The 21,024-nt window shown below is 62.0% G+C and carries 16 protein-coding genes and 2 pseudogenes; 11 read left to right on the top strand and 7 right to left on the bottom strand.

Going from position 1 to position 21,024, the window contains the following annotated elements:
- The first annotated feature begins 26 nt into the window (after nucleotides 1–26).
- Nucleotides 27–446 (top strand): acyl-CoA thioesterase, encoded by a 420-nt coding sequence (locus tag LNV08_RS11220; protein ID WP_263533784.1) that lies wholly within the window; start codon nucleotides 27–29, stop codon nucleotides 444–446.
- Here the strand turns inward: LNV08_RS11220 and LNV08_RS11215 are convergent.
- The 7 genes from LNV08_RS11215 to LNV08_RS11185 all read right to left on the bottom strand — a co-directional run bounded on the left by LNV08_RS11215 (nucleotide 430) and on the right by LNV08_RS11185 (nucleotide 8,548).
- Nucleotides 430–1,194, bottom strand: a complete 765-nt coding sequence (locus LNV08_RS11215) for an enoyl-CoA hydratase (protein ID WP_263533783.1) — start codon at nucleotides 1,192–1,194, stop codon at nucleotides 430–432. The genes LNV08_RS11220 and LNV08_RS11215 overlap by 17 nt on opposite strands.
- Nucleotides 1,195–1,234: 40 nt before the next feature.
- Nucleotides 1,235–1,765, bottom strand: a complete 531-nt coding sequence (locus LNV08_RS11210; RefSeq protein WP_263533782.1) for a DUF1569 domain-containing protein — start codon at nucleotides 1,763–1,765, stop codon at nucleotides 1,235–1,237.
- A gap of 1 nt (nucleotide 1,766) precedes the next feature.
- Nucleotides 1,767–2,981 carry an acetyl-CoA C-acyltransferase gene (locus LNV08_RS11205; protein ID WP_263533781.1) on the bottom strand — a complete coding sequence of 405 codons (1,215 nt, stop codon included), beginning with the start codon at nucleotides 2,979–2,981 and terminating at the stop codon, nucleotides 1,767–1,769.
- Nucleotides 2,982–3,047: 66 nt separating this feature from the next.
- Nucleotides 3,048–5,444 (bottom strand): 3-hydroxyacyl-CoA dehydrogenase/enoyl-CoA hydratase family protein, encoded by a 2,397-nt coding sequence (locus LNV08_RS11200; protein WP_263533780.1) that lies wholly within the window; start codon nucleotides 5,442–5,444, stop codon nucleotides 3,048–3,050.
- Nucleotides 5,445–5,503: 59 nt separating this feature from the next.
- Complete coding sequence (locus tag LNV08_RS11195; protein WP_263533779.1) at nucleotides 5,504–5,944, bottom strand: DUF2147 domain-containing protein; 441 nt, start codon at nucleotides 5,942–5,944, stop codon at nucleotides 5,504–5,506.
- Nucleotides 5,945–5,997: 53 nt separating this feature from the next.
- Nucleotides 5,998–7,788 (bottom strand): acyl-CoA dehydrogenase C-terminal domain-containing protein, encoded by a 1,791-nt coding sequence (locus LNV08_RS11190; RefSeq protein WP_263533778.1) that lies wholly within the window; start codon nucleotides 7,786–7,788, stop codon nucleotides 5,998–6,000.
- Between the two features lie 28 nt (nucleotides 7,789–7,816).
- A complete protein-coding gene (locus tag LNV08_RS11185; protein WP_263533777.1) occupies nucleotides 7,817–8,548 on the bottom strand; it encodes a TetR/AcrR family transcriptional regulator in 732 nt (243 codons plus the stop codon).
- 281 nt (nucleotides 8,549–8,829) lie between these two features.
- Here LNV08_RS11185 and LNV08_RS11180 point away from each other — a divergent pair, with 281 nt between their 5' ends.
- The 10 genes and pseudogenes from LNV08_RS11180 to LNV08_RS23155 all read left to right on the top strand — a co-directional run.
- Nucleotides 8,830–9,387: an HNH endonuclease gene (locus tag LNV08_RS11180; RefSeq protein ID WP_263533776.1), complete on the top strand. Its 558-nt coding sequence runs from the start codon at nucleotides 8,830–8,832 to the stop codon at nucleotides 9,385–9,387.
- Between the two features lie 100 nt (nucleotides 9,388–9,487).
- Nucleotides 9,488–10,012 carry a hypothetical protein gene (locus LNV08_RS11175; RefSeq protein ID WP_263533775.1) on the top strand — a complete coding sequence of 175 codons (525 nt, stop codon included), beginning with the start codon at nucleotides 9,488–9,490 and terminating at the stop codon, nucleotides 10,010–10,012.
- Nucleotides 10,013–10,434: 422 nt separating this feature from the next.
- The gene (locus LNV08_RS11170; protein WP_263533774.1) at nucleotides 10,435–10,935 is read left to right on the top strand and encodes a hypothetical protein; all 501 of its coding nucleotides are present in this window, start codon (nucleotides 10,435–10,437) and stop codon (nucleotides 10,933–10,935) included.
- 41 nt (nucleotides 10,936–10,976) lie between these two features.
- Complete coding sequence (locus tag LNV08_RS11165; protein WP_263533773.1) at nucleotides 10,977–11,339, top strand: response regulator; 363 nt, start codon at nucleotides 10,977–10,979, stop codon at nucleotides 11,337–11,339.
- Between the two features lie 39 nt (nucleotides 11,340–11,378).
- On the top strand, nucleotides 11,379–11,768 hold the full coding sequence (locus LNV08_RS11160) for a lipid asymmetry maintenance protein MlaB (protein ID WP_263533772.1): 390 nt from the start codon (nucleotides 11,379–11,381) through the stop codon (nucleotides 11,766–11,768).
- The gene (locus LNV08_RS11155; RefSeq protein ID WP_263533771.1) at nucleotides 11,759–14,029 is read left to right on the top strand and encodes a chemotaxis protein CheA; all 2,271 of its coding nucleotides are present in this window, start codon (nucleotides 11,759–11,761) and stop codon (nucleotides 14,027–14,029) included. Before LNV08_RS11160 ends, LNV08_RS11155 begins: the two co-directional genes overlap by 10 nt.
- 18 nt (nucleotides 14,030–14,047) lie before the next feature.
- Nucleotides 14,048–16,531 (top strand): methyl-accepting chemotaxis protein, encoded by a 2,484-nt coding sequence (locus LNV08_RS23170; protein ID WP_414858721.1) that lies wholly within the window; start codon nucleotides 14,048–14,050, stop codon nucleotides 16,529–16,531.
- A 63-nt stretch (nucleotides 16,532–16,594) separates the two neighbouring features.
- Nucleotides 16,595–17,761: pseudogene (locus tag LNV08_RS23165) on the top strand (HAMP domain-containing protein); the annotation flags it as partial.
- The gene (locus tag LNV08_RS23160; protein ID WP_414858732.1) at nucleotides 17,753–19,474 is read left to right on the top strand and encodes a methyl-accepting chemotaxis protein; all 1,722 of its coding nucleotides are present in this window, start codon (nucleotides 17,753–17,755) and stop codon (nucleotides 19,472–19,474) included. The pseudogene LNV08_RS23165 and the gene LNV08_RS23160, both read left to right, overlap by 9 nt.
- 65 nt (nucleotides 19,475–19,539) lie before the next feature.
- A pseudogene (locus tag LNV08_RS23155) lies at nucleotides 19,540–20,514 on the top strand (PAS domain-containing protein); the annotation flags it as partial.
- Between the last annotated feature and the right edge of the window lie 510 nt (nucleotides 20,515–21,024).

Raw genomic sequence — 21,024 nt, 5'->3', positions numbered from 1 at the left:
GCAAGGCAATTCTCTCAGGAACCACCATGACCGATACGAGCACCCCAGCAAGCCCCGAGGCAACAAGCCCCTACCCGCGTGAATTGGTCTTGCGCGTGATGCCCATGCCGGCCGACGCCAATCACAACGGCGATGTTTTTGGCGGCTGGATCATGGCGCAGGTGGACATCGCCGGCTCGGTCTTACCGGCCCGACTGTCCAAAGGGCGCGTAGCGACCGTGGCGGTGAAGGAGTTCTTGTTCAAGCAGCCGGTGTCGATCGGCGACTTGCTGTCCTTCTATTCACAAATCGTGCGCGTCGGGCGCACCTCGATCACCGTGCAGGTCGAGGTGATGGCCGAGCGCAACCCGGCGAATCCAGAAGTGGTCAAGGTGACCGAGGCGCAGCTGACCTTTGTTGCGATCGACAACACGGGCAAGCCGCGTCAGTTCAATCAAACTTCGTGAAGTCCGGCTGGCGCTTCTGGAAGAAGGCCTGAAACGCCTCCATCGCCTCGGGTGAACGCAGGCGGGCGCCAAAAATCTCGGCCTCGACCTTGATCGTTTCGATCACCTGCGCGGCGCTGTGGCGGCGCATCAGGCGCTTGCTTTCGCGCACAGCACTCGGTGCCAAGGCATTGAAGCGCTCGGCCACGCGGCGTGCATAAGCCACCACTTCGCCGGCTGCCAGAACGCCATTGGCGATGCCGCATTCCACGGCGTCGGCGCCGGTGAAGGGGTCACCGAGCAATAACTTTTCGGCCGCCTTGGCGTGACCCATCAAGCTGGGCACGATCAGGCTGGAGCCGAACTCGGGCACCAGGCCCAAGCCCACAAAAGGCATGGCCAGGCGCGAATCGTCGGCCACATAAACAAAGTCGCAATGCAAGAGCATGGTGGTGCCGATGCCAATCGCCGCGCCGTTGACGGCCGCAATCACTGGCTTCTCGCAACCCAGCAGCGCGCGCATGAACTGAAACACCGGCGCGTCTTCATCGCGCGGCGGGCTGCTCATGAAGTCTTCGATGTCATTGCCGGAGGTGAAGACCGTGGGCTGACCCTGGATCAAGACCGCGCGCACCGTCTTGTCGGTGTTGGCAGCGATCAGCGCATCGGCCATCTCCTGGTACATCACGCGGGTCAGGGCGTTTTTCTTTTCGGGGCGGGCGATCTCGATCGTGGCCACACCGTTGACGATGGCGGTTTTGATGCTCATGGGGCAGTCTCCAAATTTCGTGGGATTGTGACGCAGCAATTCAAGCGGCGCGGACAAGTTGTTGCCAGTGATTGGCCAGATGCATCAGGTGTGCCCGCTCATATTCTTCGCGACTCAGCGGACCATAGGCGAAATGCGGTGCCAATGGGCCCTTGTGCGCCGCGAACGCATCCATCGCATCAAGCAGGCGCTGCACCGAGGACTTCAGGCTGCGCTCGCCGTCCAGCGCCGGCGCGCCGGGAATCGGCTCATCCAAGCTGTGCGACATCTTGCCGCGGGCATTGAACAAGGCCCAGGCCGCAGCACCCACGCTGGAGCGGAACCAAGCCGGTTTCAGCTCGGGGAATCCGCTGATGGAGAACTCAATGCTTTGCGCCAGATGCTGCAGCAGCTGCGCCAGCGTCCAGGCGTTGTCCTGCACCTTGGGCGGGCTGAACAGCAACTCGAACACCGCCTTGCGCGCCTGCTTCCAGGTCGCAAAGGCGGGGTTGAGGTCGCCCTGGCAACCGGCGAGCATTGCCGGCGCGGCCAGCACAACTGCGCCGCGCAGAACCGTTCGCCGGTTTGCCATGTCAGAGCCTTTCAATGATGCCAGCAGCACCTTGACCGGCGCCGACGCACATCGTCACCATGCCGTACTTCTGGCCGGTGCGGCGCAGGCCGTGAATCACCGAGGCGGCACGGATGGCGCCGGTGGCGCCCAGCGGGTGACCCAAGGCGATCGCGCCGCCGTTCGGGTTCACCTTGCTACGGTCGAGCACGATGCCCTTGCTGTCGAGGTCATTCAAGACGGCCAGCGACTGCGCGGCAAAAGCTTCGTTCAACTCGATCCAGCCCAGGTCCTGAGCCTTCAGGCCGGCCAACTTCAAGGCCGCAGGGATGGCCTCGATCGGGCCAATGCCCATGATCTCGGGCGGCACGCCACGCACTGCGAAGCTAACGAAGCGAGCCAACGGTGTCAGGCCGAAGCGCTTGACGGCGGCTTCAGACGCAACGATCAAGGCGCCGGAACCGTCCGAGGTCTGCGAGCTGTTGCCGGCGGTGACTGAACCCTTGGCGGCGAACACCGCGCGCAGCTTGGCCAGGCCTTCCAGCGTGGTGTCCCGGCGTGGGCCTTCGTCGATCTCGACCATGCGGCGACGCTCGTTGATGGAGCCGTCCAGCAAATTGGGCAGGCGCTCGATGATCTCGAACGGCGTCATCTCGTCCTTGAAGGCGCCAGATTCGATCGCGGCCAAAGCACGCAGATGCGATTGCAGCGCAAATTCGTCTTGCGCTTCGCGGCTGATCTTCCACTGCTGAGCGACCTTCTCGGCCGTCAGGCCCATGCCGTAAGCCAGGCCCAGGTTTTCGTCACGCTCGAAGATGGCGGGCGACAGGGAAGGCTTGTAGCCGCCCATGGGCACCATGCTCATCGACTCGACGCCGGCGGCGATCATCACCTCGGCCTCACCGACGCGGATGCGGTCGGCGGCCATTTGCAAGGCAGTGATGCCCGATGCGCAGTAGCGATTGACGGTGACGCCGCCGACCGTGTTGGGCAGGCCGGCCAGCACCGCGCCAACGCGGGCGATATTCATGCCCTGCTCGCCTTCGGGGAAGGAGCAGCCGACGATGGCATCCTCGATGGCGGACGGATCGAGCCCCGGCACTTGTGCCAAGGCGGCTTGAATGACGCGCGCCAGCATTTCGTCCGGACGGGTGTTTTTGTAATAGCCCCGGCCCGACTTGCCGATAGGCAGACGGGTGGCGGCGCAGATATACGCTTCTTGAACTTGCTTGCTCATGATGTTCTTTCCAATTCTCTTGATCGGTAGGTGACGGGGCTATCCGAGCCCCGTCACATGAAGCCGTTAGTTGCGAACTGGCTTGCCGGTTTGCAACATGCCCATGATTCGCTCTTGCGTCTTGGGGTGCTCCAGCAAGCTGCAGAAATGCTTGCGCTCCAGCGACATCAAATACTCCTCGGACACCAGCGAGCCGGCCTCGACCGCGCCGCCGCAGACCACATCGGCGATCAGGCTGGCGAGGTAGAAGTCATGTGCGCTGATGAAACCACCGTCACGCATATTGGCCAACTGGCCCTTGATGGTGGCGATGCCGGAGCGGCCCGCGACCGGGAACAGCGCCCGCAGCGGCGCGCGGTAGCCGGACTCGGCCATCGCCTTGACTTGTGCCGTGGCGACATGCAGCAACTCGTCCTTGTTCGGCACGATCACATCGCTGTCGAGCAAGAAACCGTTCTTGCGTGCTTCCAATGCCGAGGTCGCGACCTTGGCCGTGGCGGCGGTCGTGAAGCCGTCTTTCAGGAAGGCGAAGATGTCGGCATTGGCATTGCCGGCCGCTGCCATCTCGGCCGCACGGCGAGCGATATAGGTCAGGCCGCCGGCGCCGGGGATGAGCCCAACGCCAACTTCGACCAGACCGACATAACTCTCCATATGCGCGACACGGCGTGCGCAATGCACAGCCAACTCGCAGCCGCCGCCCAACGCCAGGCCGCGCATCGCGGCCACCACCGGCACGCTCGCATAGCGGATGCGCAGCATTGCGTCTTGCAGCTTCTTCTCTTCCGGAGCGATGCCCTTGGCGCCCGACTTCATGAAGACAGGCATCAGCGCTTCAAGGTTGGCGCCGGCCGAGAACACATCGTCCGGCGACCAGATCACCAAGCCCTTGTAGCCGGCTTCGGCGATTTCGACAGCCTTCAACAAACCTTCGGTCACGGTCGGGCTGATCAGGTGCAACTTGGCGGTGATCGAAGCGATCACAACCTCGTTGTCCAAGGTCCAGACACGCAGCTCTTCGTTCTTGAACAGCTCGGTACCGGCCTTCAATGCGTCAACAGAACCTTCGCCGAACAAGGCCTCGGGGAAAGCTTGACGCTGATACACCGGCAACTCGGTGCGGGGCTTGAATTTACCCTCGGCCGCACTCCAGGAACCGGCGGCGCTGTGCACGCCGCCGTTGTCGGCCACAGGTCCTTCAGTCACCCAGGCTGGCAGCGCAGCGCTGGACAAGGTCTTGCCGGCGGCGATGTCTTCAGCCACCCACTCGGCCACTTGCTTCCAGCCGGCTTGTTGCCAGAGTTCGAACGGCCCTTGGGACGAACCGAAGCCCCAGCGCATCGCGAAGTCGATCTCGCGGGCGGTGTCGGCCACGGTGTCCAGGTGCACGGCACAGTAGTGAAAGCTGTCGCGCAGGATGGCCCACAGGAACTGGGCCTGTGGATTGGTCGATTCGCGCAGCAGCTTGATGCGGTCGGCGGCGGGCTTCTTGAGCATGCGGGCGACGATCTCGTCGGCCTTTTTGCCGCCGGCGACGTATTCACCGGTTGCGCCGTCCAGACGCATGATGTCTTTGCCGACCTTTTTGTAGAAGCCCGCACCGGTCTTCTGACCCAAAGCACCCTTCTCGATCAAACCGGCCAGCACGGCCGGGGTCGCATAAGTCGAATAGAAGGGGTCATCCTTCAGATTCTCTTGCATGGTCTTGACGACATGGGCCATCGTGTCCAGGCCCACCACGTCCGCCGTGCGGAAGGTGCCGCTGGACGCGCGACCGAGCTTCTTGCCGGTCAGGTCGTCAACCAGATCGACGCTCAAGCCAAACTTCTCGGCCTCGATCATCGTGGCCATCATGCCGGCGATACCGACCCGATTGGCGACGAAGTTAGGTGTGTCATTGGCGCGCACAACGCCCTTGCCCAGACCCGAAGTCACGAAGGACTCCAACTGATCGATCACGGCCGGCAATGTCGTCGGCGTATTGATCAACTCGACCAAGTACATATAGCGCGGTGGGTTGAAGAAATGGATGCCGCAAAAACGCGGCTTGATTTCTTCCGGCAGCGCTTCGGCCAGCTTGGTGATCGACAGGCCCGAGGTGTTGGAGGCGACGATGGCGTGGCCGGCAACGAAAGGAGCGATCTTCTTGTAGAGATCAAGCTTCCAGTCCATGCGCTCGGCAATCGCCTCGATGATCAGATCGCACTCGCCCAGCAGCGCCAGATGCTCTTCGTAATTGGCGGCCTGGATAAGCGCGGCGTCTTCAACCACGCCCAGCGGCGCGGGCTTGAGTTTCTTCAGGCCTTCGATGGCCTTGGTGACGATGCCATTCTTGGCACCTTCTTTGGCCGGCAGATCAAACAGGATCACCGGGACTTTGAGGTTGACCAGATGGGCGGCGATTTGCGCGCCCATCACGCCAGCGCCGAGCACGGCGACTTTACGAACTTGAAAACGACTCACAGAATTCTCCTGACAAATACGGATAACGAGCCCCGCAGGACTCGTCAAAAACCCAAGCCTTACTCGACGCGAATCCAGGTTTGCGTGCGGCCCAACATCGGCATGCCGATATAGCCACGCACTTCCATCTTCTTGCCGCCATCCACCGGCTTCAGGCGCACCTTGTAGACCTTGCCATTATTGGGATCGAGGATGTCACCACCATCCCACAGATCACTGTCGCTGCTGCTCTTTTTGACGTCACGCAAAATCGTCATGCCCATGACAGGCTTGTCCTTGCGATCATCGCTGCACTTGTCGCACTTGGCCTCAGCCTTGGCGGGGTCCAGCAGCTTTTCGATCACGGCAGTAAACACGCCACCTGTCTCGCTGACACGCACCAGGGACTTCTCGGCCTTGGTTTCATCGTCAATCGTCTTCCACAAACCGGTCGGGTTGGCTTGCGCCATCGCGACGTTGGCAACAAGGCTCAAAACAGCAGCAGCAATCAGTGATTTCATGGTGTCTCCAATGGTTTCTTGAACTCAAAAGGGGCTTGTTAGGCCTTGGCGAATCAGAACAACTCTTCTTCCATTTCCATCAAGGAAGGCAGGCCGGCGCGCGCGGTGCGAATCAGCATTGCCGTCTCGGGCAGCAGCTTCGCAAAATAGAAGCGCGCTGTCGAGAGCTTGGCGGTATAGAACTTGTCGCCACTGCCTTGTTTTTCCAAAGCCACCTTGGCCATGCGGGCCCAGAAGTAGGCAAAAGTCAGGTGACCCACGACGCGCAGATAGTCCACCGCTGCGGCGCCGACTTCATCCGGGTTGGCGAAGGCCTTCATGCCGATTTCGGTCGTCAGCTTGGTGACCTTGTCGCCCAAGTCGGCCAGCGGATTGATGAACTCCTGCATCGCCTCATTGGTGCCCTCGGCTTCAACAAAAGCGGCAATCTTGGCGCCGAACTTGCGCAGCTTGGCGCCGTTATCGCCCAGCACCTTGCGACCCAGCAGGTCCAGCGACTGGATGGTGTTGGTGCCCTCGTACAGCATATTGATGCGCGAGTCGCGCACGAACTGCTCCATGCCCCACTCGTGGATATAGCCGTGGCCGCCGAACACCTGCATGCAATTCGAGGTGGCGATCCAGCCGTTGTCGGTGATGAAGGCCTTGATGATGGGCGTCAGCAGCGAGACTTCGGCCTCGGCTTCCTTGCGCTCGTCTTCATCGTCCGAGCTGATCGCGCGGTCCAGCGTCATGGCCACATAGATGGCAAGCGCACGGCCGCCTTCGGCGTAGGCACGCGCGGTCAGCAGCATCTTGCGCACATCGGGGTGCACGATGATTGAGTCGGCCGCCTTCTCGGGCGACTTTGGCCCGCTCAGCGCGCGCATCTGGATGCGATCCTTGGCGTAGGCGGCGGCATTTTGATAAGCCACTTCGGTCAGTCCGAGTGACTGGTTACCCACACCGAGGCGGGCCGCGTTCATCATCACGAACATCGCCGCCAGGCCCTTGTTGGGCTGACCGACCAAGGTGCCGACAGCGTCTTCCAAGACCATCTGGCAGGTCGAGTTGGCGTGGATGCCCATCTTGTGCTCAAGGCCGGCGCAGAAGATACCGTTGCGAGCACCGATGCTGCCATCGGCATTGACCAAAAACTTCGGCACGATGAAGAGCGAAATGCCTTTGGAGCCTTCCGGTGCGTCGGGCAGGCGGGCCAGCACCAAGTGGACGATGTTCTCGACCATGTCATGCTCACCGGCCGAGATGAAGATCTTGGCGCCGCTGATCTTGTATGTGCCATCCGCCTGCGGCTGGGCCTTGCTGCGCAGCATGCCCAAATCGGTGCCGCAATGCGGCTCGGTCAGGCACATGGTGCCGGTCCACTCACCGCTGGTCAGCTTGGGCAGATAGATCGCCTTTTGCTCTGGCGTGCCATGGGCATGCAGGCATTCGTAGGCGCCGTGGCTCAGACCCGGGTACATGGTCCAGGCCTGGTTGGCCGAGTTCATCATCTCGTAAAAAGACTGATTGACCACCAGCGGCAGGCCTTGGCCGCCGTATTCGGGGTCACAACCCAGCGCCGGCCAGCCGCCCTCGACATACTTGGCATAGGCTTCCTTGAAGCCCTTGGGCGGGGTCACCTCATGGGTGGCCTTGTCCAGTTTGCAACCTTCGGAGTCACCACTCAGATTTAGCGGTGCCAGCACCTCAGCGGCGAACTTGCCGCCCTCTTCCAGTACCGCGTTGATGGTGTCGGCGTCGATGTCGGCATGCGCCGGCAGCATTTTGAGCTCGTCGACCACGTTCAGCACTTCGTGCATCACAAATTGCATGTCGCGCAGTGGGGGGTTGTAGATCGGCATGTCTTACTCCAGGTTGAAACGAGTGAAATCAGGCGCGCTTCTTGGCTGCGACCCGAGGTTTGGCTGATTTGGATTTGGGCTTGGTCTGCTCGTCTATTTGCAGCCCAAGCGGCGTGGCATAAAACTGAATCGTGCGCTCGAAGCCCAGGCCGGCACGGCTCACGGCGCCGGGGTTGCGCATGAAACGGGCATCGTGATGCAGGGACAAAATCAGCCCATGCAGCTCGAACAAGATTTGGTAGACGTCGGCGTCAGCGTGCAAATGGCCGGCCTCTTGTGCCAGCACGATCGCCTTGTGCAGCGCGCCATGCCAGTCACGCACCATCGCGACCAAGGCGTCGCGCACCGGGCCGGGCCTGTCGTCAAATTCGACCGCGCCGCTGATATAGATGCAGCCCGAGTCGACTTCGACCGAGACGCGGCGGACCCAGCGCTCGTACAAAGCACGCAGCCGCGGCAGGCCACGCTCCTCACGGATGGCGGTGAAGAACACCTCCTCCTCGAACTTGGCGTGATATTCCTTCACCACCGCGATCTGCAGCTCTTCGCGTGAGCCGAAGTGGGCGAACACGCCCGACTTGCTCATCTTGGTTACATCGGCCAAGGCGCCGATGGACAGCCCCTCCAGCCCCATATGCGAGGCCAGCCCCAGGGCCGCCTCCAGAATGATGGCGCGGGTGTGCATGCCTTTTTGCAGCGAACGCACCACCCGCGCAGGCTTGAGCCCAGGCTCAGCGGCCGAGTCAGGCGAGGTGTTCATGGGTGCAAAAGCAGACACAGGCAATGTTCTCGTGAAGTCAGGGTCGTCATAATAAAACGAACGATCGTTCTATTTTGCAGAAACTTGGAGAAGAACGCCTAACTATTTGCTGCAAATTTTTAGGGGCCGCCGCCTAGAAGTTCACGCGGCGCAATAGTTTCGGCAGTCTTCGTGACCGAGCTTTGACAGCGTGGCTTCGCATCCACCGATCAGCCCTCGCCCGCATTGCACTTGAGTCGGTGCGCGGTAATGAAGTACGCTCCGCTTAGGAGGTCATCGCCTTGGACGTGCTTCAACTGGATATTTCTGGTCGACCACAAGCTTGGATCACGACGCGTGAAGCGGCCATGATCTACGCCAGCGACGGCGTGGCCTGGACCTTGGGCGACCCTTGCCAAGTGATGCGCGGCGGCCTGCAGCGCCGCACCGGCATGCAGTCACGCATCGAGGTCCACCCCATCATCGCGGTGCGCGGCAGCGTCCCCAGTCGGGCTTGGCGCCAGGCCCCGGCACTCTCGAATGCCAAGTTATTCGCACGGGACCGCTATATCTGCGCCTACTGCGGCCACAGCTTTCACGTCGATGCGCTGACTTGCGAACATATCCAGCCCAGCTCGCGCGGCGGCTCCGACAGCTGGATGAATTGCATCACCGCCTGCCGAGGCTGCAACGGCCGCAAGGGCAGCCGCCTGCCCGAGGAGGCGCATATGAGCCTGCTTTATCTGCCCTATGTGCCGAGCTTGCATGAAGACATGATTCTGCGGGGCCGCCGTATCTTGGCCGATCAGATGGAGTTCTTGCTGGCCAGCGTGCCGCGGTCCAGTCGCTTGCATGGCTGACGCTCCGGTCTTTTTCGGATCCTGAAGGACAATCTTCGTCTGTCAACGACGGCCGCTTGCGCCGCGTTGAGCGAAGTCAAGTTCCCTGGAGTACCGTCAGATGAAGAAATTCGCCCTTGTCACAGCCGGCCTGATCGCCTTGGCAGCATTGAGTGCTTGCTCGACCAGCAGCCCGGACGTGATCCAACGCCGCGACACCCAAAGCCTTTCGCAGGTGCTTGACGCCAGCGTCTTGTCGGTCCGCAATGTCACGGTCGAGGGTTCGCAAAGCGGTGGCGGCGCCGTCGCGGGCGGCGTGGTCGGCGGCATTGCCGGCGCCACGGTCGGCGGCCGGGTGGAGGGCCAGATCATTGGCGTGCTGGGCGCTGTCGCAGGCGCCATGATTGGCAATGCCATCGAACGCAATGGCACGCAGGAGCAAGCGGTAGAGATCTTGCTGCAGCTGCGCAACGGCGAACGGCGTGCCGTCGTGCAAGCCAAGGGCGCCGACAACTTCAAGCCCGGTGACGCAGTCATTTTGATCACCACCAGCGGCAAGACCCGTGTGACGCGGGCGCCCGAGTTGGCCGCCAGCGCCAACGCGAACTCCAGCGTGCCGCAAGCCGCGCCCGCCGCCAGCCACTGAGCCGGCACCCACCTCGCTCTGATCCTTGAAGCCCGCGCCCCGCGCTCCCAGCGGGGCGCGCCGCTGATCTGAAAATTTTGCGGCCGGCGCGGGATGCGCCGGGCCTGCCTGCCCTCAGGTGTTTTCGCCCGCAGACTCAGGTGTGCGTCCGATTACCGCCGCTCGGCAGCCCTTTTACAGTTTTGCGCTAAGGACCGTCCAATCTGTTTGGCCGTCTATTGGAGCCGTTCGCGCCTGCGGTGTTGCTGCGAGCACCAGCGGCAGCGCGGGAACGGTTTTTTTGATTACATCCGCCGTATTGCTTGTTAAATTGATCACATTTCCTGGCTTCACCGGGAGTGCGCAGCGGTGAAACTAGCGAACTGATGCGGTGTTGTGCCAGCCGCAACGACAAGTCATGGTCTGTCCTTGAAAGGCAGTGAATGAGTCATAGCCCCGCAGCGGCAATGCATCCAGACCCGGCCGCCCATGGTGTGGCGCCGATGGCCGAGTACATCGCGCCCATCTGGGCACGTCAGTTGGAGGCGATTCAGGCCACGCTGCACAGCGGCTCGGTCGAGTTGTTGAGCAACTTCGCCAGCATTTTTGAGCTGCAGGATCAGCTGCACTGCAAGTTCGCCGAACTGCCCCCAGACAGCGCACACACCGAAGCGCTGCATCAAATCGACACCGACCTCCAAGCCCAGTGCGAACGTGCTTTGCACGGCCTGCAGTTCGCCGATCGCTTGTCCCAGATGGTCGACATCCTGCACAAAAACATCGAGCGCTTCAGCGCCGAGTTACCCCATATGAACACCGCCGGCGAGGCCGAGCGGCAGGCTTGGGCGGCCGCTTTCGAGGCCAGCTTCACGACCGAAGAGCAACACCTGTTCCACCACGGCAAGCCGCCACCGCCTCGGCAAGACAACGTCGAATATTTCTGATTCCCCACTGCAAATTAGCAAGCACTAGAAGAGGACCCACCATGAGTAAAACCATTTTGGTAGTAGACGACTCCGGCAGCTTCCGCACCGTCGTGAAATTGGCGCTGATGAAAGCCGGCTACACCGTCATCGAGGCCGTCGATGGCAAAGACGCCTGCACCAAGCTCGACGGCAAGATCAACCTGATCGTCTGCGACGTCAATATGCCCAATATGGACGGCTTGGAGTTCCTGCGCCATGTGAAGACGATTGCCGCCTACAAGTTCACCCCGGTGATCATGCTGACGACCGAATCGCAAGAAGCCAAAAAGGCGGAAGGCCGCGCGGCCGGCGCCAAGGCCTGGATCACCAAGCCCTTCCAGCCCTCGCAACTGGTTGATGCGGTCAACAAGCTCTGCGTGTAAGCACTGCCAACCTTGTGTTGAATTCAAGCGGAGCCAGCCATGTCGGACTCGAATGACGATCAAGCGGCCGATATGGCCGCCCCTGACCTGCCCCACAGCTTGGTCCTCGGCCCTGAGCTGACCATTGCGCAAGCGGCCGACACCCATGGCCTGCTGCTGGAAACCCTGAGCCGGCTGGATGGGCGCAACCTCAGCCTAGACCTCAGCGGCGTCAGCGATTTCGACAGCTCTGCCGTGCAGTTGCTGCTGGCCACGCAGCGCAGCATGCAAGAGCGCGAGCGGCAGTTGACGCTGCAGGCGCCGAGCGCCGTGGTTCTGGCCGCACTGCGCTGCTACGGCCTGGGCGCCGACTTGAAGAACCTGAGGCCTTCGACCAGCGCAGAGCTGGGCGCAGGTGGCACCGCTAGCGAGGAGCTCCCATGTCAATGACCGACGACGATGCCGAGATTCTGGCCATTGCCAGGGCCGGGTTTCTGGACGAGGCGCAAGAAATGCTGCGCCAGTTCGAAGAAGGCCTGCTGGTGCTGGAGAACAACCCGGATGATTCGGAAAGCCTTAACTCGGCCTTCCGCGCAGCCCACACCATCAAGGGCACGGCCGGCATGTTCGGCTGCGACGCGGTGGTCACCTTCACCCATGAAGCCGAGACCTTGCTGGAGGCCTTGCGCTCCAACCAGCGCCAGCTGGACGGCGATGTCGTCGCCGCGCTGCTGGAGAGTCGCGACCAAATCGAACTGCTGCTGGGCGAAGTGCAAAGCGGCGAGAGCGACCCGGCCGTGGCCGCCAGCAGCGCCGCCCTGGCCAGTCGCTTGCGTGCACTCTTGGGCGCACCCGAAGCCGCCGCCCCGCCTGCCGCAGTTGCCGAAGCGTCTGTAGCCCCTGCTGCCGCAACTGCAGCGGCGCAAACCCAGCAGTACTGGCATTTGTCACTGCGCTTTTTTGCGGACGCGCTGCGCAATGGCCTGGACCCCTTATCCTTCTTGCGCTACCTGGCCACCCTCGGCGAGGTGAAGGCGATCACTGCCCTGACGGAGACCTTGCCCGCCTTGGAGGCACTCGACGCCGAGGCCTGCTATCTGGGCTTTGAGCTGCGTTTTGAAAGCCCCGCCAGCCTGGAAGAAATCTCCCGCGTCTTTGAGTTCGCGGCCGAAGACAGCAGCATCCAGATCCTGCCGCCCGACGCCGCCCCGGCCGCTTTTGAGACCCTCGCCACGCTGCGCTGCGGTGACGATGCCGAGGCGCGTGCGGGCCTGTTCGACTGCTGGCGCGCGATGGGCATGCATTTCGATCTGCGCGTCGAAGTGGTGGGCACGCCGGCCAGCGAAGAAGCACCCGTTTTGGTGCCCCATATCGAGCGCCGCGCCGCACCCGCTGAAGGGGCGCAAAGAAAAGTCAGCGACCGCCGCAGCGGTGAAGGTGAGCGCCGCGAAGGGGGCCGCGACCGCCGTGCCGGCGATGAAACCCGCTTTGTGCGCGTCCGTGCCGACAAGCTCGATAAATTGATCGACCTGATCGGCGAGTTGGTGATTGCCGGCTCCGGCGCGCAAATGATTGCCCACCAAGAAGGCGCCGAGGTCTTGCTGGAAGCGACCCAGCGCGTGATGGACCTGGTGCAAGAAACCCGCGACGGCACCTTGGCTCTGCGCATGGTGCCGATTGGCGAAACCTTTGCGCGCTTCCAGCGCGTTGTGCGCGATGTCTCCAAGCAGCTTGGCAAAGAAGTCGACCTGGTCGTCAGCGGTGGTGACACCGAGATGGACAAGTCCATGGTGGACTCGATTGCCGATCCGCTGATGCACCTGGTGCGCAACAGCATGGACCATGGCCTGGAAACCTTCGATGAGCGCTTGGCCACCGGCAAGCCCGCCGCCGGACGCTTGGCACTGAACGCCTATCACGAGGCCGGCGCGGTCGTGATCGAGGTCAGCGACGATGGGCGCGGCCTGGCGCGTGATCGCATCCTGAAAAAAGCGGTCGAGCGGGAGCTGATTGCACCGGGCCAAGTGCTGTCCGACCACGAGGTTTGGCAGCTGATCTTCCAGCCCGGCTTCTCCACGGCCGAACAAGTCACCGATCTCTCAGGGCGCGGCGTCGGCATGGACGTGGTCAAGCGCAGCATTGAGTCGCTGCGCGGCACCATCACGCTGAGCAGCACGGCCGGCCACGGCACCTTGACGCAGATCCGGCTGCCGCTGACGCTGGCGATGATCGACGGCTTCTTGACCATGGTCGGCGGCGTCAACTATGTACTGCCACTGGCGGCGGTGTCCGAGTGCATCGATGTGCCGGCCGAATGCGCCAAGCAGACCGGGCACGTCAGCGGCACCTTCAATTTGCGCGGCGAAATCCTGCCATGGTTGGATCTGGCGCGCTTTTACGGCATCAGCGCAAGCGGCCATGAGGCCGAACATGGCCGCCGTCGCAGCGTAGTGGTGGTGCGCGACGGGCCGACCCGCATAGGCCTCATCGTTGACCGCTTGCTGGGCGAGCACCAGACCGTCATCAAGCCACTGTCGGGCATTTTCCAGCACCTCAAAGCGCTGGCGGGTTCGACCATTCTGGGCTCGGGCGAGGTCGCACTTTTGTTGGATGTATCGGGCCTGTTCGCGGCAGCCATCAAGGGCGGCCAGCGCCATGGCGCAGGGGCCACACAGGTAAATCAGTCCGCTCTGGCGGACAAGCAACGCTAACCGTCGCAAGGAAGCATCATGGTGTTGAAGAACATGAAAGTCGGCCAAAGACTGGGCTTGGCATTTGCCTTGGTACTGGCGCTTTTTGCCGCAACGGCCATCTTGGCACTGCGTGATTTGGCAGCCTCCAACCATGCTCTGGAGCATGTGATCGACGAGAACTTCAGCCGCATGGTGGAGCTCAATACCTTGTCGGAACAAAGCCATATCGAGCAGCGCGTCGTGCGCAGCATGATTCTGTACAGCGACAAAGAAGCTATTGCCGGCGAGCGCAAAAAAATCATGGATGCGCGGCTGCTGTTTGACGAAGCAGAGCGCGCCCTGGTGAAAAACTCGATCCGAGATGAAGACAAGAAAGTGCTGGAGCTGGCCCGCAGCCAAGCCGCCAAGGCGCGCGGATTGGTGAACCAGGTGATGGACTTGGCCGCGTTGAACAAGGACGAAGAAGCCGCCAAAATTTTGCTGGAACAAGCCAGCCCGGCCGGCAAGGCTTTGCAAGCCACCGTCGACAAGGCCGTCAAGCTGCAGGTCGATGACGCCCGCGCCGATGCGGAAGATTCGGCCAAAGAATATGCCTCGACCCGAACTTTGCTGATCGGCCTGACCCTGGCGTCCTTTGTCATCGCCATCAGCGCCGCCTGGGCAGTCACGCGCAGCATCACGCAGCCGCTGGTTCGGGCCATCAAGACCGCTTCCGCCGTGGGCCAGGGCGACTTGAACAATGACATTCCGACCGACGGCCAAGACGAACCGGGCCGGCTGCTGGCTTCACTGGCCGATATGCAAGACCAGCTGCGTGCCCGCAATGAGCGCGACGCGCTGCTGCTGGCCGAAAACGGCCGCATCAAGCAAGCGCTGGATGTTTGCTCCACCAATGTGATGATTGCCGACACCGAGCTCAACATCGTCTATATGAACCGCTCGGTCACTCAGATGATGCAGGCCAACGAGGCTGAGCTGAAAAAGTCATTGCCTAACTTCAACGCCAGGCAGTTGATAGGCACCAATATCGACGGCTTCCACAAGAACCCCGGTCACCAGCGCGGCATGCTGGCCAAGTTGCAGAGCGAATACAAAACCCAAATCCAGGTCTCCAAGCTGGACTTCAGCCTGATGGCCAACCCCATCATCGACGCCTCCGGCCAGCGCCTGGGCACGGTGGTGGAATGGCGTGACATCACGCAGGAGCTGGCCGCCCGCCAGGCGGAACAAGCGCTGGCAGCCGAAAACGCCCGCATCAAGCAAGCACTCGATGTGGCGGCCATGCCGGTGCGGATTTCCGCAGCGGACGGCACCATCGTTTACATCAACGATGCGCTGATGACAGTGCTGCGTCGCGATGAAGCGGCCTTCCGCAGCGAGCTGCCCGGCTTTGACGTGAACCGCGTCTTGGGCGGCTCGATCGGCATGTTCTACCGCGACTCGGCTGCCGCCATCGAGCGCCTGACGAACCTGCGCGAAACTGCCTACAGCTCGATGCTGCTGGGCGGCCGCAACTACGACATCACCACCTCACCGATTCGCGACGCAGAAGGAAAAACTGTAGGCACCGTGGGCCAATGGTTGGACCGCACCGACCAACTCGCAGCCGAGGCCGAGTTCGACAGCCTGACCAGCGCCGCCACCAGCGGCGACCTAAGCCAGCGCATTGCGCTGGACGGCAAGCAAGGCTTCTTCCGTCAGATCGGCGAGAAGTTCAACGGTCTGATAGCCACCATCAGCAGCACCATCCAGGAAGTGCGCACCTCGGCGGATCAGCTGGGCGGCGCCTCGGATCAGGTCTCGCAGACCTCGCAAAGTCTGTCGCATTCGGCCTCGCAGCAAGCCGCCAGCGTTGAAGAAACCACGGCCTCGCTGCAAGAGATGGCAGCTTCCGTGAAGCAAAACTCCGACAGCGCCAATATCACCGACGGCATGGCCACCAAGGCCGCGCGCGAGGCGATGGAAGGCGGGCAAGCGGTGAGCCAGACGGTGGATGCGATGAAGCAAATCGCCACCAAAATTTCCATCATTGATGACATCGCCTACCAGACCAATCTCTTGGCGCTTAACGCCGCGATCGAAGCGGCCAGAGCGGGCGAGCACGGCAAGGGCTTTGCCGTCGTGGCGGCCGAGGTGCGCAAGCTGGCCGAGCGCAGCCAGGTGGCCGCGCAAGAGATCGGCACGCTGGCCAGCCACAGCGTGCAGCTGGCCGAGAAGGCCGGCACCCTGCTGACGAATATGGTGCCCTCGATCCAGAAGACCTCAGAGCTAGTGCAGGAAATTGCGGCTGCCTCGGGCGAGCAGTCGCAAGGCGTCTCGCAGATCAATGGCGCGATGAATCATCTGTCCACCGCGACCCAGCAGACGGCCTCGGCCTCGGAAGAGTTGTCGGCCACCGCCGAGCAACTGTCCGCCCAGGCGGCGCAGTTGCAAGAGCAGATGGCCTTCTTCAAGCTGGCCGACGACTCGCGTGCGAGCCGCACTGCCGCAAGCCACAGACCATCGAACGGCCGACGCTGAAGCCAGACCAAACACCTCAGTTACATCCTCAAAGTCATCGTCAAAAAAGAAGGAAGTCCGATCATGCTTTCAATGCTGCGCAAACTCATGCTTTGGCAACGCTTTGTGTTGTTAGCCCTCATCGCCCTATTGGCCTGCGGCGTTCCTTCAACGATGGTGCTGAAAAACCTGATGCAGCAAGTCGACACCGCCAAGGCCGAGGATTTGGGGCTAGACCCATTGCGCTCCACGGCACAGGTGATGCGTTCCTTGCAGATCCAGCGCGGCCTATCGGGTCTGGTCTTGATCGGTGACGCTTCGGCGCAAGCCAAGCTCAGCAGCACACAGGCGGAGCTGAACAGCCAGCTGGCGGTATTGTTGAAGGCCTTTCCCCAGGGCGAAGACGCCTACAAGCCCACGCTGCAGCGCGCCACGGCGCTGCAAGCCAGCACGGTCAAGCTGCAAGAGCAGGTGTCGGCCAAAAGCATAGACGGCCCAGCGAGTTTTGCGGCGCACACCGAGCTGGTCGGCGAAGCCCTGCTGCTGATCGAAGGTATTGCGGACGCCTCCGGCCTATCGCTGGACCCCGAGGAAGCCACCTATTTCTTGATCACCGCCGTGGCCGAATACATACCGCAACTGACCGAGTCCATCGCCTTGGTGCGCGGCAAGGGTGTCGGCTTGATCAAGCAGATGAGCAGCGGCCAAACCATCAGCGCCAACGAAATGGCAGCGCTGCATGGCCTGCGTGAGAAGTCAGATTTCTGGCGCCTGCGCAGCCAGCGGCAAATGGAAAAAGCACTGAAGAGCGACCCGGATCTGGCCAAGGCCTTGAATCAAAGCACCCAAACAGCGCAGAAGTCGGCCGAGGACTTTCTCAAACAAGTTGATCAACAAATTGCCAGCGGCAAGCCCAGCATCAGTGCCGCTGACTTGTTCGCCCAAGGCACGGTGGCGACCGATGCCCAGTTCGCACTGTTCAAGGGCGCCACAGACAATCTGGAGACGCTGCTGCATGAGCGCGTCAAGCATTTGACTTGGCAGCGCAATATGGGTGGCTTGGCGCTGGGCATCCTGGTTTTGCTCGCGATGTTCTTAGGCACGGCCATCGTGCGCTCGGTGACACAACCACTGCAACGAGCGGTGAATGCGGCGCGCGCCGTCGCCTCAGGTGATCTGGCCTTCAACACCGAGGACGGCAGCCGCGACGAGGCCGGCAATTTGCTCAGCAGCTTGGGGCAGATGCAGAGCAATCTGCGCGAGCGCATTGAGCGCGACGCCTTGATCAGCGCCGAGAACGGCCGGGTGAAAGAAGCGCTGGACAACACCAGCACCAACGTGATGCTGACCGATGAGCATTACCGGATCATCTATGGCAACCGCGCTCTGATGACCATGCTGAAGAAATTCGAAGTCGACTTCAAACAAGCCGCACCCAACTTCGATGTGCACAACATCATCGGCAAAACGGTCGACGATATGCACAAAAACCCGAGCCACCAGCGCGCCGTACTGGAGCGCATGCAAGGCCCGCACACTGCTCGCCTCAAGGCCGGCAGCCGCACCTTTGATTTGGTCATCAACCATGTTCGCAATGATCAGGGCCAGCGCACGGGCACGATTTTGGAATGGAACGACCGCACCGATGAGCTGGCGGCGCTGGAACGCGAGCTGCAAAAAGGCCGCGAGGGCCAGCGCGTGCAGCAAGCACTCGACGCAACCAGCAGCAATGTGATGATTGCCGACGCCGACGGCGTGATCGTCTTCATGAACAAGTCGCTGGTGCAAATGTTGCGCGGCAATGAGGCCGAGATCCGCAAGCAGCTGCCGCAGTTTGATTCGAATCGTTTGATCGGCATGAACTTCGATCGCTTCCACAAGAATCCAGCCCACCAGCGTGGGCTGATCGAACGGCTGACGTCCGAGCATGTGGCCGACATCAAGGTCGCCTCGGCGAGCTTCCGCCTGACCGCCAGCCCCATCATGGGCACCGACGGCGCGCGCCTGGGCACGGTGGTGGAATGGCGCGACCGCACGGCCGAACTCGCGGCCGAGGTCGAGGTGGGCGCCATGGTGGACGCGGCCAATGGCGGCGACTTCACCCAACGCATCGCCTTGGAAGGCAAGGCCGAGTTCTTCAAGATGCTGGGCGAGAAGTTCAACTCGCTGGTCGAGACCGTCAGCAACACCATCCGCGAGGTGCGGGTGTCGGCCGATCAGCTCGGCGGCGCCTCGGATCAGGTCTCGCAGACTTCGCAAAGCCTGTCGCACTCGGCCTCGCAGCAGGCTGCCAGCGTCGAAGAAACCACCGCCTCGCTGCAGGAGATGGCGGCTTCCGTGAAGCAGAACTCTGACAGCGCCAATGTGACCGACGGCATGGCCACCAAGGCGGCACGCGAGGCCATCGAAGGCGGCCAAGCAGTCGGCCAGACGGTCGACGCGATGAAACAAATTGCCACCAAGATTTCCATCATTGATGACATCGCCTACCAGACCAATCTGCTGGCCTTGAACGCCGCGATCGAAGCGGCCCGCGCCGGCGAGCATGGCAAGGGCTTTGCGGTGGTGGCGGCCGAGGTCAGGAAGCTGGCCGAACGCAGCCAGGTGGCCGCGCAAGAGATCGGCACGCTAGCGACCAACAGCGTCAAGCTGGCCGAAAAAGCCGGCACGCTGCTCACAAATATGGTGCCCTCGATCCAGAAGACCTCGGAGCTGGTGCAGGAGATTGCGGCCGCCTCGGGCGAGCAGTCGCAAGGCGTGGCGCAGATCAATGGTGCGATGAACCACCTCTCCACCGCGACGCAGCAGACGGCGTCGGCCTCCGAGCAATTGTCGGCCACGGCTGAGGAGTTGTCTGCACAAGCAGCACAGTTGCAAGAGCAGATGGCGTTTTTCAGGCTGGCCGATGACGACGGTGCAGCCGCTGCCGCCTCCGGCAACAAACGCAGGCCAAGCCGGCACTGAAGGGAAGTTCGCATCAGGTTTCACAGCGAGCGAGAAAAACAGCAATAAGAAAGCGAGACAGCAATATGCGCAGCAATCTCCCCGTCACTCAGCAGGAATATGTGCTGAGAGAAGGCATGACCATCGTGTCACGCACCGACCTGAAGGGCCGCATCACCTATATCAACGATGACTTCATCGAGGCCAGCGGCTTCGCGGAAGCCGAGTTGATTGGCCAGCCACACAATCTGGTGCGCCACCCGGACATGCCGGAAGAAGCCTTCGACGATATGTGGAAGGTGTTGAAGGACGGCAGGCCCTGGACCGGTCTGGTTAAGAACCGCTGCAAGAACGGCAACTTCTACTGGGTGCTGGCCAATGCGACGCCGGTCAAGGAGGGCGAGGCGGTGGTCGGCTATATGTCGGTGCGCACCCGACCCGAGCGCGAGCAAGTCGCCGCCGCCGACGCGCTCTACCGCAAGTTCAAGGATGGGCAGGCCCAAGGCTGGGTGATACGCGAGGGCCAGGGCGTGCGCACGGGGCTGGTGGACAGCATGCAGCGCAGCTTGGGTACTTTGAGTTTAGGCAGCAAGACCTTGTTTTGCGCGCTGCTGCTGATGCTGGGAGGCTTGGGCCTGGGTTTGGCTTGGCCGACCATGAATCTGAGCTTGGGTGGACCGGCCTTGGCCTTGGCCTTGCTGGGCGCATGGAGCTTGCGGGCCACGGCCACCCGACTGACCGGCACGCTGGGCCGCGCGGCCGGCCAGTTCGAGCAATTCGGCCAGGGTCGCTTTGACGGCGTCGTTGAGGTCAGTGGCCGTGATGAGTTAGCGGCGATGATGCTGGCGCTCAAGCGGGTGCAGACGCGGTTGGGCTTCGAGTTCGCCGACACCAAAAAGCGCGGTGATGATGCCGTGCGCATCCGCCAGGCCTTGGACGTTGCCGCCACCAATATGATGGTGGCCGACCCCGGCTACAACATCATTTACGGCAACGCCTCGCTGCGCGCGATGCTGGCTGCCGCCGAAGCCGACATCCGCAAAGACCTGCCGAACTTCAACGCGGCCACCTTGATGGGCACCAATATCGACGGATTCCACAAGAACCCGGCCCATCAACGCGGCATGCTGGATCGCCTGACAGGCGCTCACAAAACCCGCTTGAACATCGGCGGGCGGCGCTTTGACTTGATCGTCAATCCGGTGATCACTGCCGGCAAACGCCTGGGCACGGTAGTCGAGTGGAAGGACATGACGGCCGAGTTGGCGGCGCTGGAGCGCGAGGCCTTGCTGGCGGCGGAAAACTCGCGGGTCAAGCAGGCACTGGACATCTGCTCCACCAATGTGATGATCGCCGACCCCGACGGCAACATCATCTACAACAACGCTTCGGCCGCCCAGATGATGCAACGCAACGAGGGCGAGCTGCGCAAGGTCTTGCCGCAATTCAATGCGCGCGCCATCGTCGGCTCCAACTTCGACCAGTTCCACCGTAACCCGGCGCATCAGCGCAATCTGCTCGGCGCTTTGAAGGGCGAGTACAAGACCGAGCTGAAGGTCAGCAGCCTCACC

Source organism: Paucibacter sp. TC2R-5 (assembly GCF_025717605.1).
GTDB lineage: Bacteria > Pseudomonadota > Gammaproteobacteria > Burkholderiales > Burkholderiaceae_C > Paucibacter_A > Paucibacter_A albus.
This window is presented reverse-complemented; position numbering and strand designations above follow the sequence as displayed.

Coding starts and splice junctions, on each gene's coding strand:
- LNV08_RS11220 (WP_263533784.1), top strand. CDS start 27: ATGACCGATACGAGCACCCCAGCAAGCCCCGAGGCAACAAGCCCCTAC.
- LNV08_RS11215 (WP_263533783.1), bottom strand. CDS start 1,194: ATGAGCATCAAAACCGCCATCGTCAACGGTGTGGCCACGATCGAGATC.
- LNV08_RS11210 (WP_263533782.1), bottom strand. CDS start 1,765: ATGGCAAACCGGCGAACGGTTCTGCGCGGCGCAGTTGTGCTGGCCGCG.
- LNV08_RS11205 (WP_263533781.1), bottom strand. CDS start 2,981: ATGAGCAAGCAAGTTCAAGAAGCGTATATCTGCGCCGCCACCCGTCTG.
- LNV08_RS11195 (WP_263533779.1), bottom strand. CDS start 5,944: ATGAAATCACTGATTGCTGCTGCTGTTTTGAGCCTTGTTGCCAACGTC.
- LNV08_RS11190 (WP_263533778.1), bottom strand. CDS start 7,788: ATGCCGATCTACAACCCCCCACTGCGCGACATGCAATTTGTGATGCAC.
- LNV08_RS11185 (WP_263533777.1), bottom strand. CDS start 8,548: ATGAACACCTCGCCTGACTCGGCCGCTGAGCCTGGGCTCAAGCCTGCG.
- LNV08_RS11175 (WP_263533775.1), top strand. CDS start 9,488: ATGAAGAAATTCGCCCTTGTCACAGCCGGCCTGATCGCCTTGGCAGCA.
- LNV08_RS11170 (WP_263533774.1), top strand. CDS start 10,435: ATGAGTCATAGCCCCGCAGCGGCAATGCATCCAGACCCGGCCGCCCAT.
- LNV08_RS11165 (WP_263533773.1), top strand. CDS start 10,977: ATGAGTAAAACCATTTTGGTAGTAGACGACTCCGGCAGCTTCCGCACC.
- LNV08_RS11160 (WP_263533772.1), top strand. CDS start 11,379: ATGTCGGACTCGAATGACGATCAAGCGGCCGATATGGCCGCCCCTGAC.
- LNV08_RS11155 (WP_263533771.1), top strand. CDS start 11,759: ATGTCAATGACCGACGACGATGCCGAGATTCTGGCCATTGCCAGGGCC.
- LNV08_RS23170 (WP_414858721.1), top strand. CDS start 14,048: ATGGTGTTGAAGAACATGAAAGTCGGCCAAAGACTGGGCTTGGCATTT.
- LNV08_RS23160 (WP_414858732.1), top strand. CDS start 17,753: ATGCAGAGCAATCTGCGCGAGCGCATTGAGCGCGACGCCTTGATCAGC.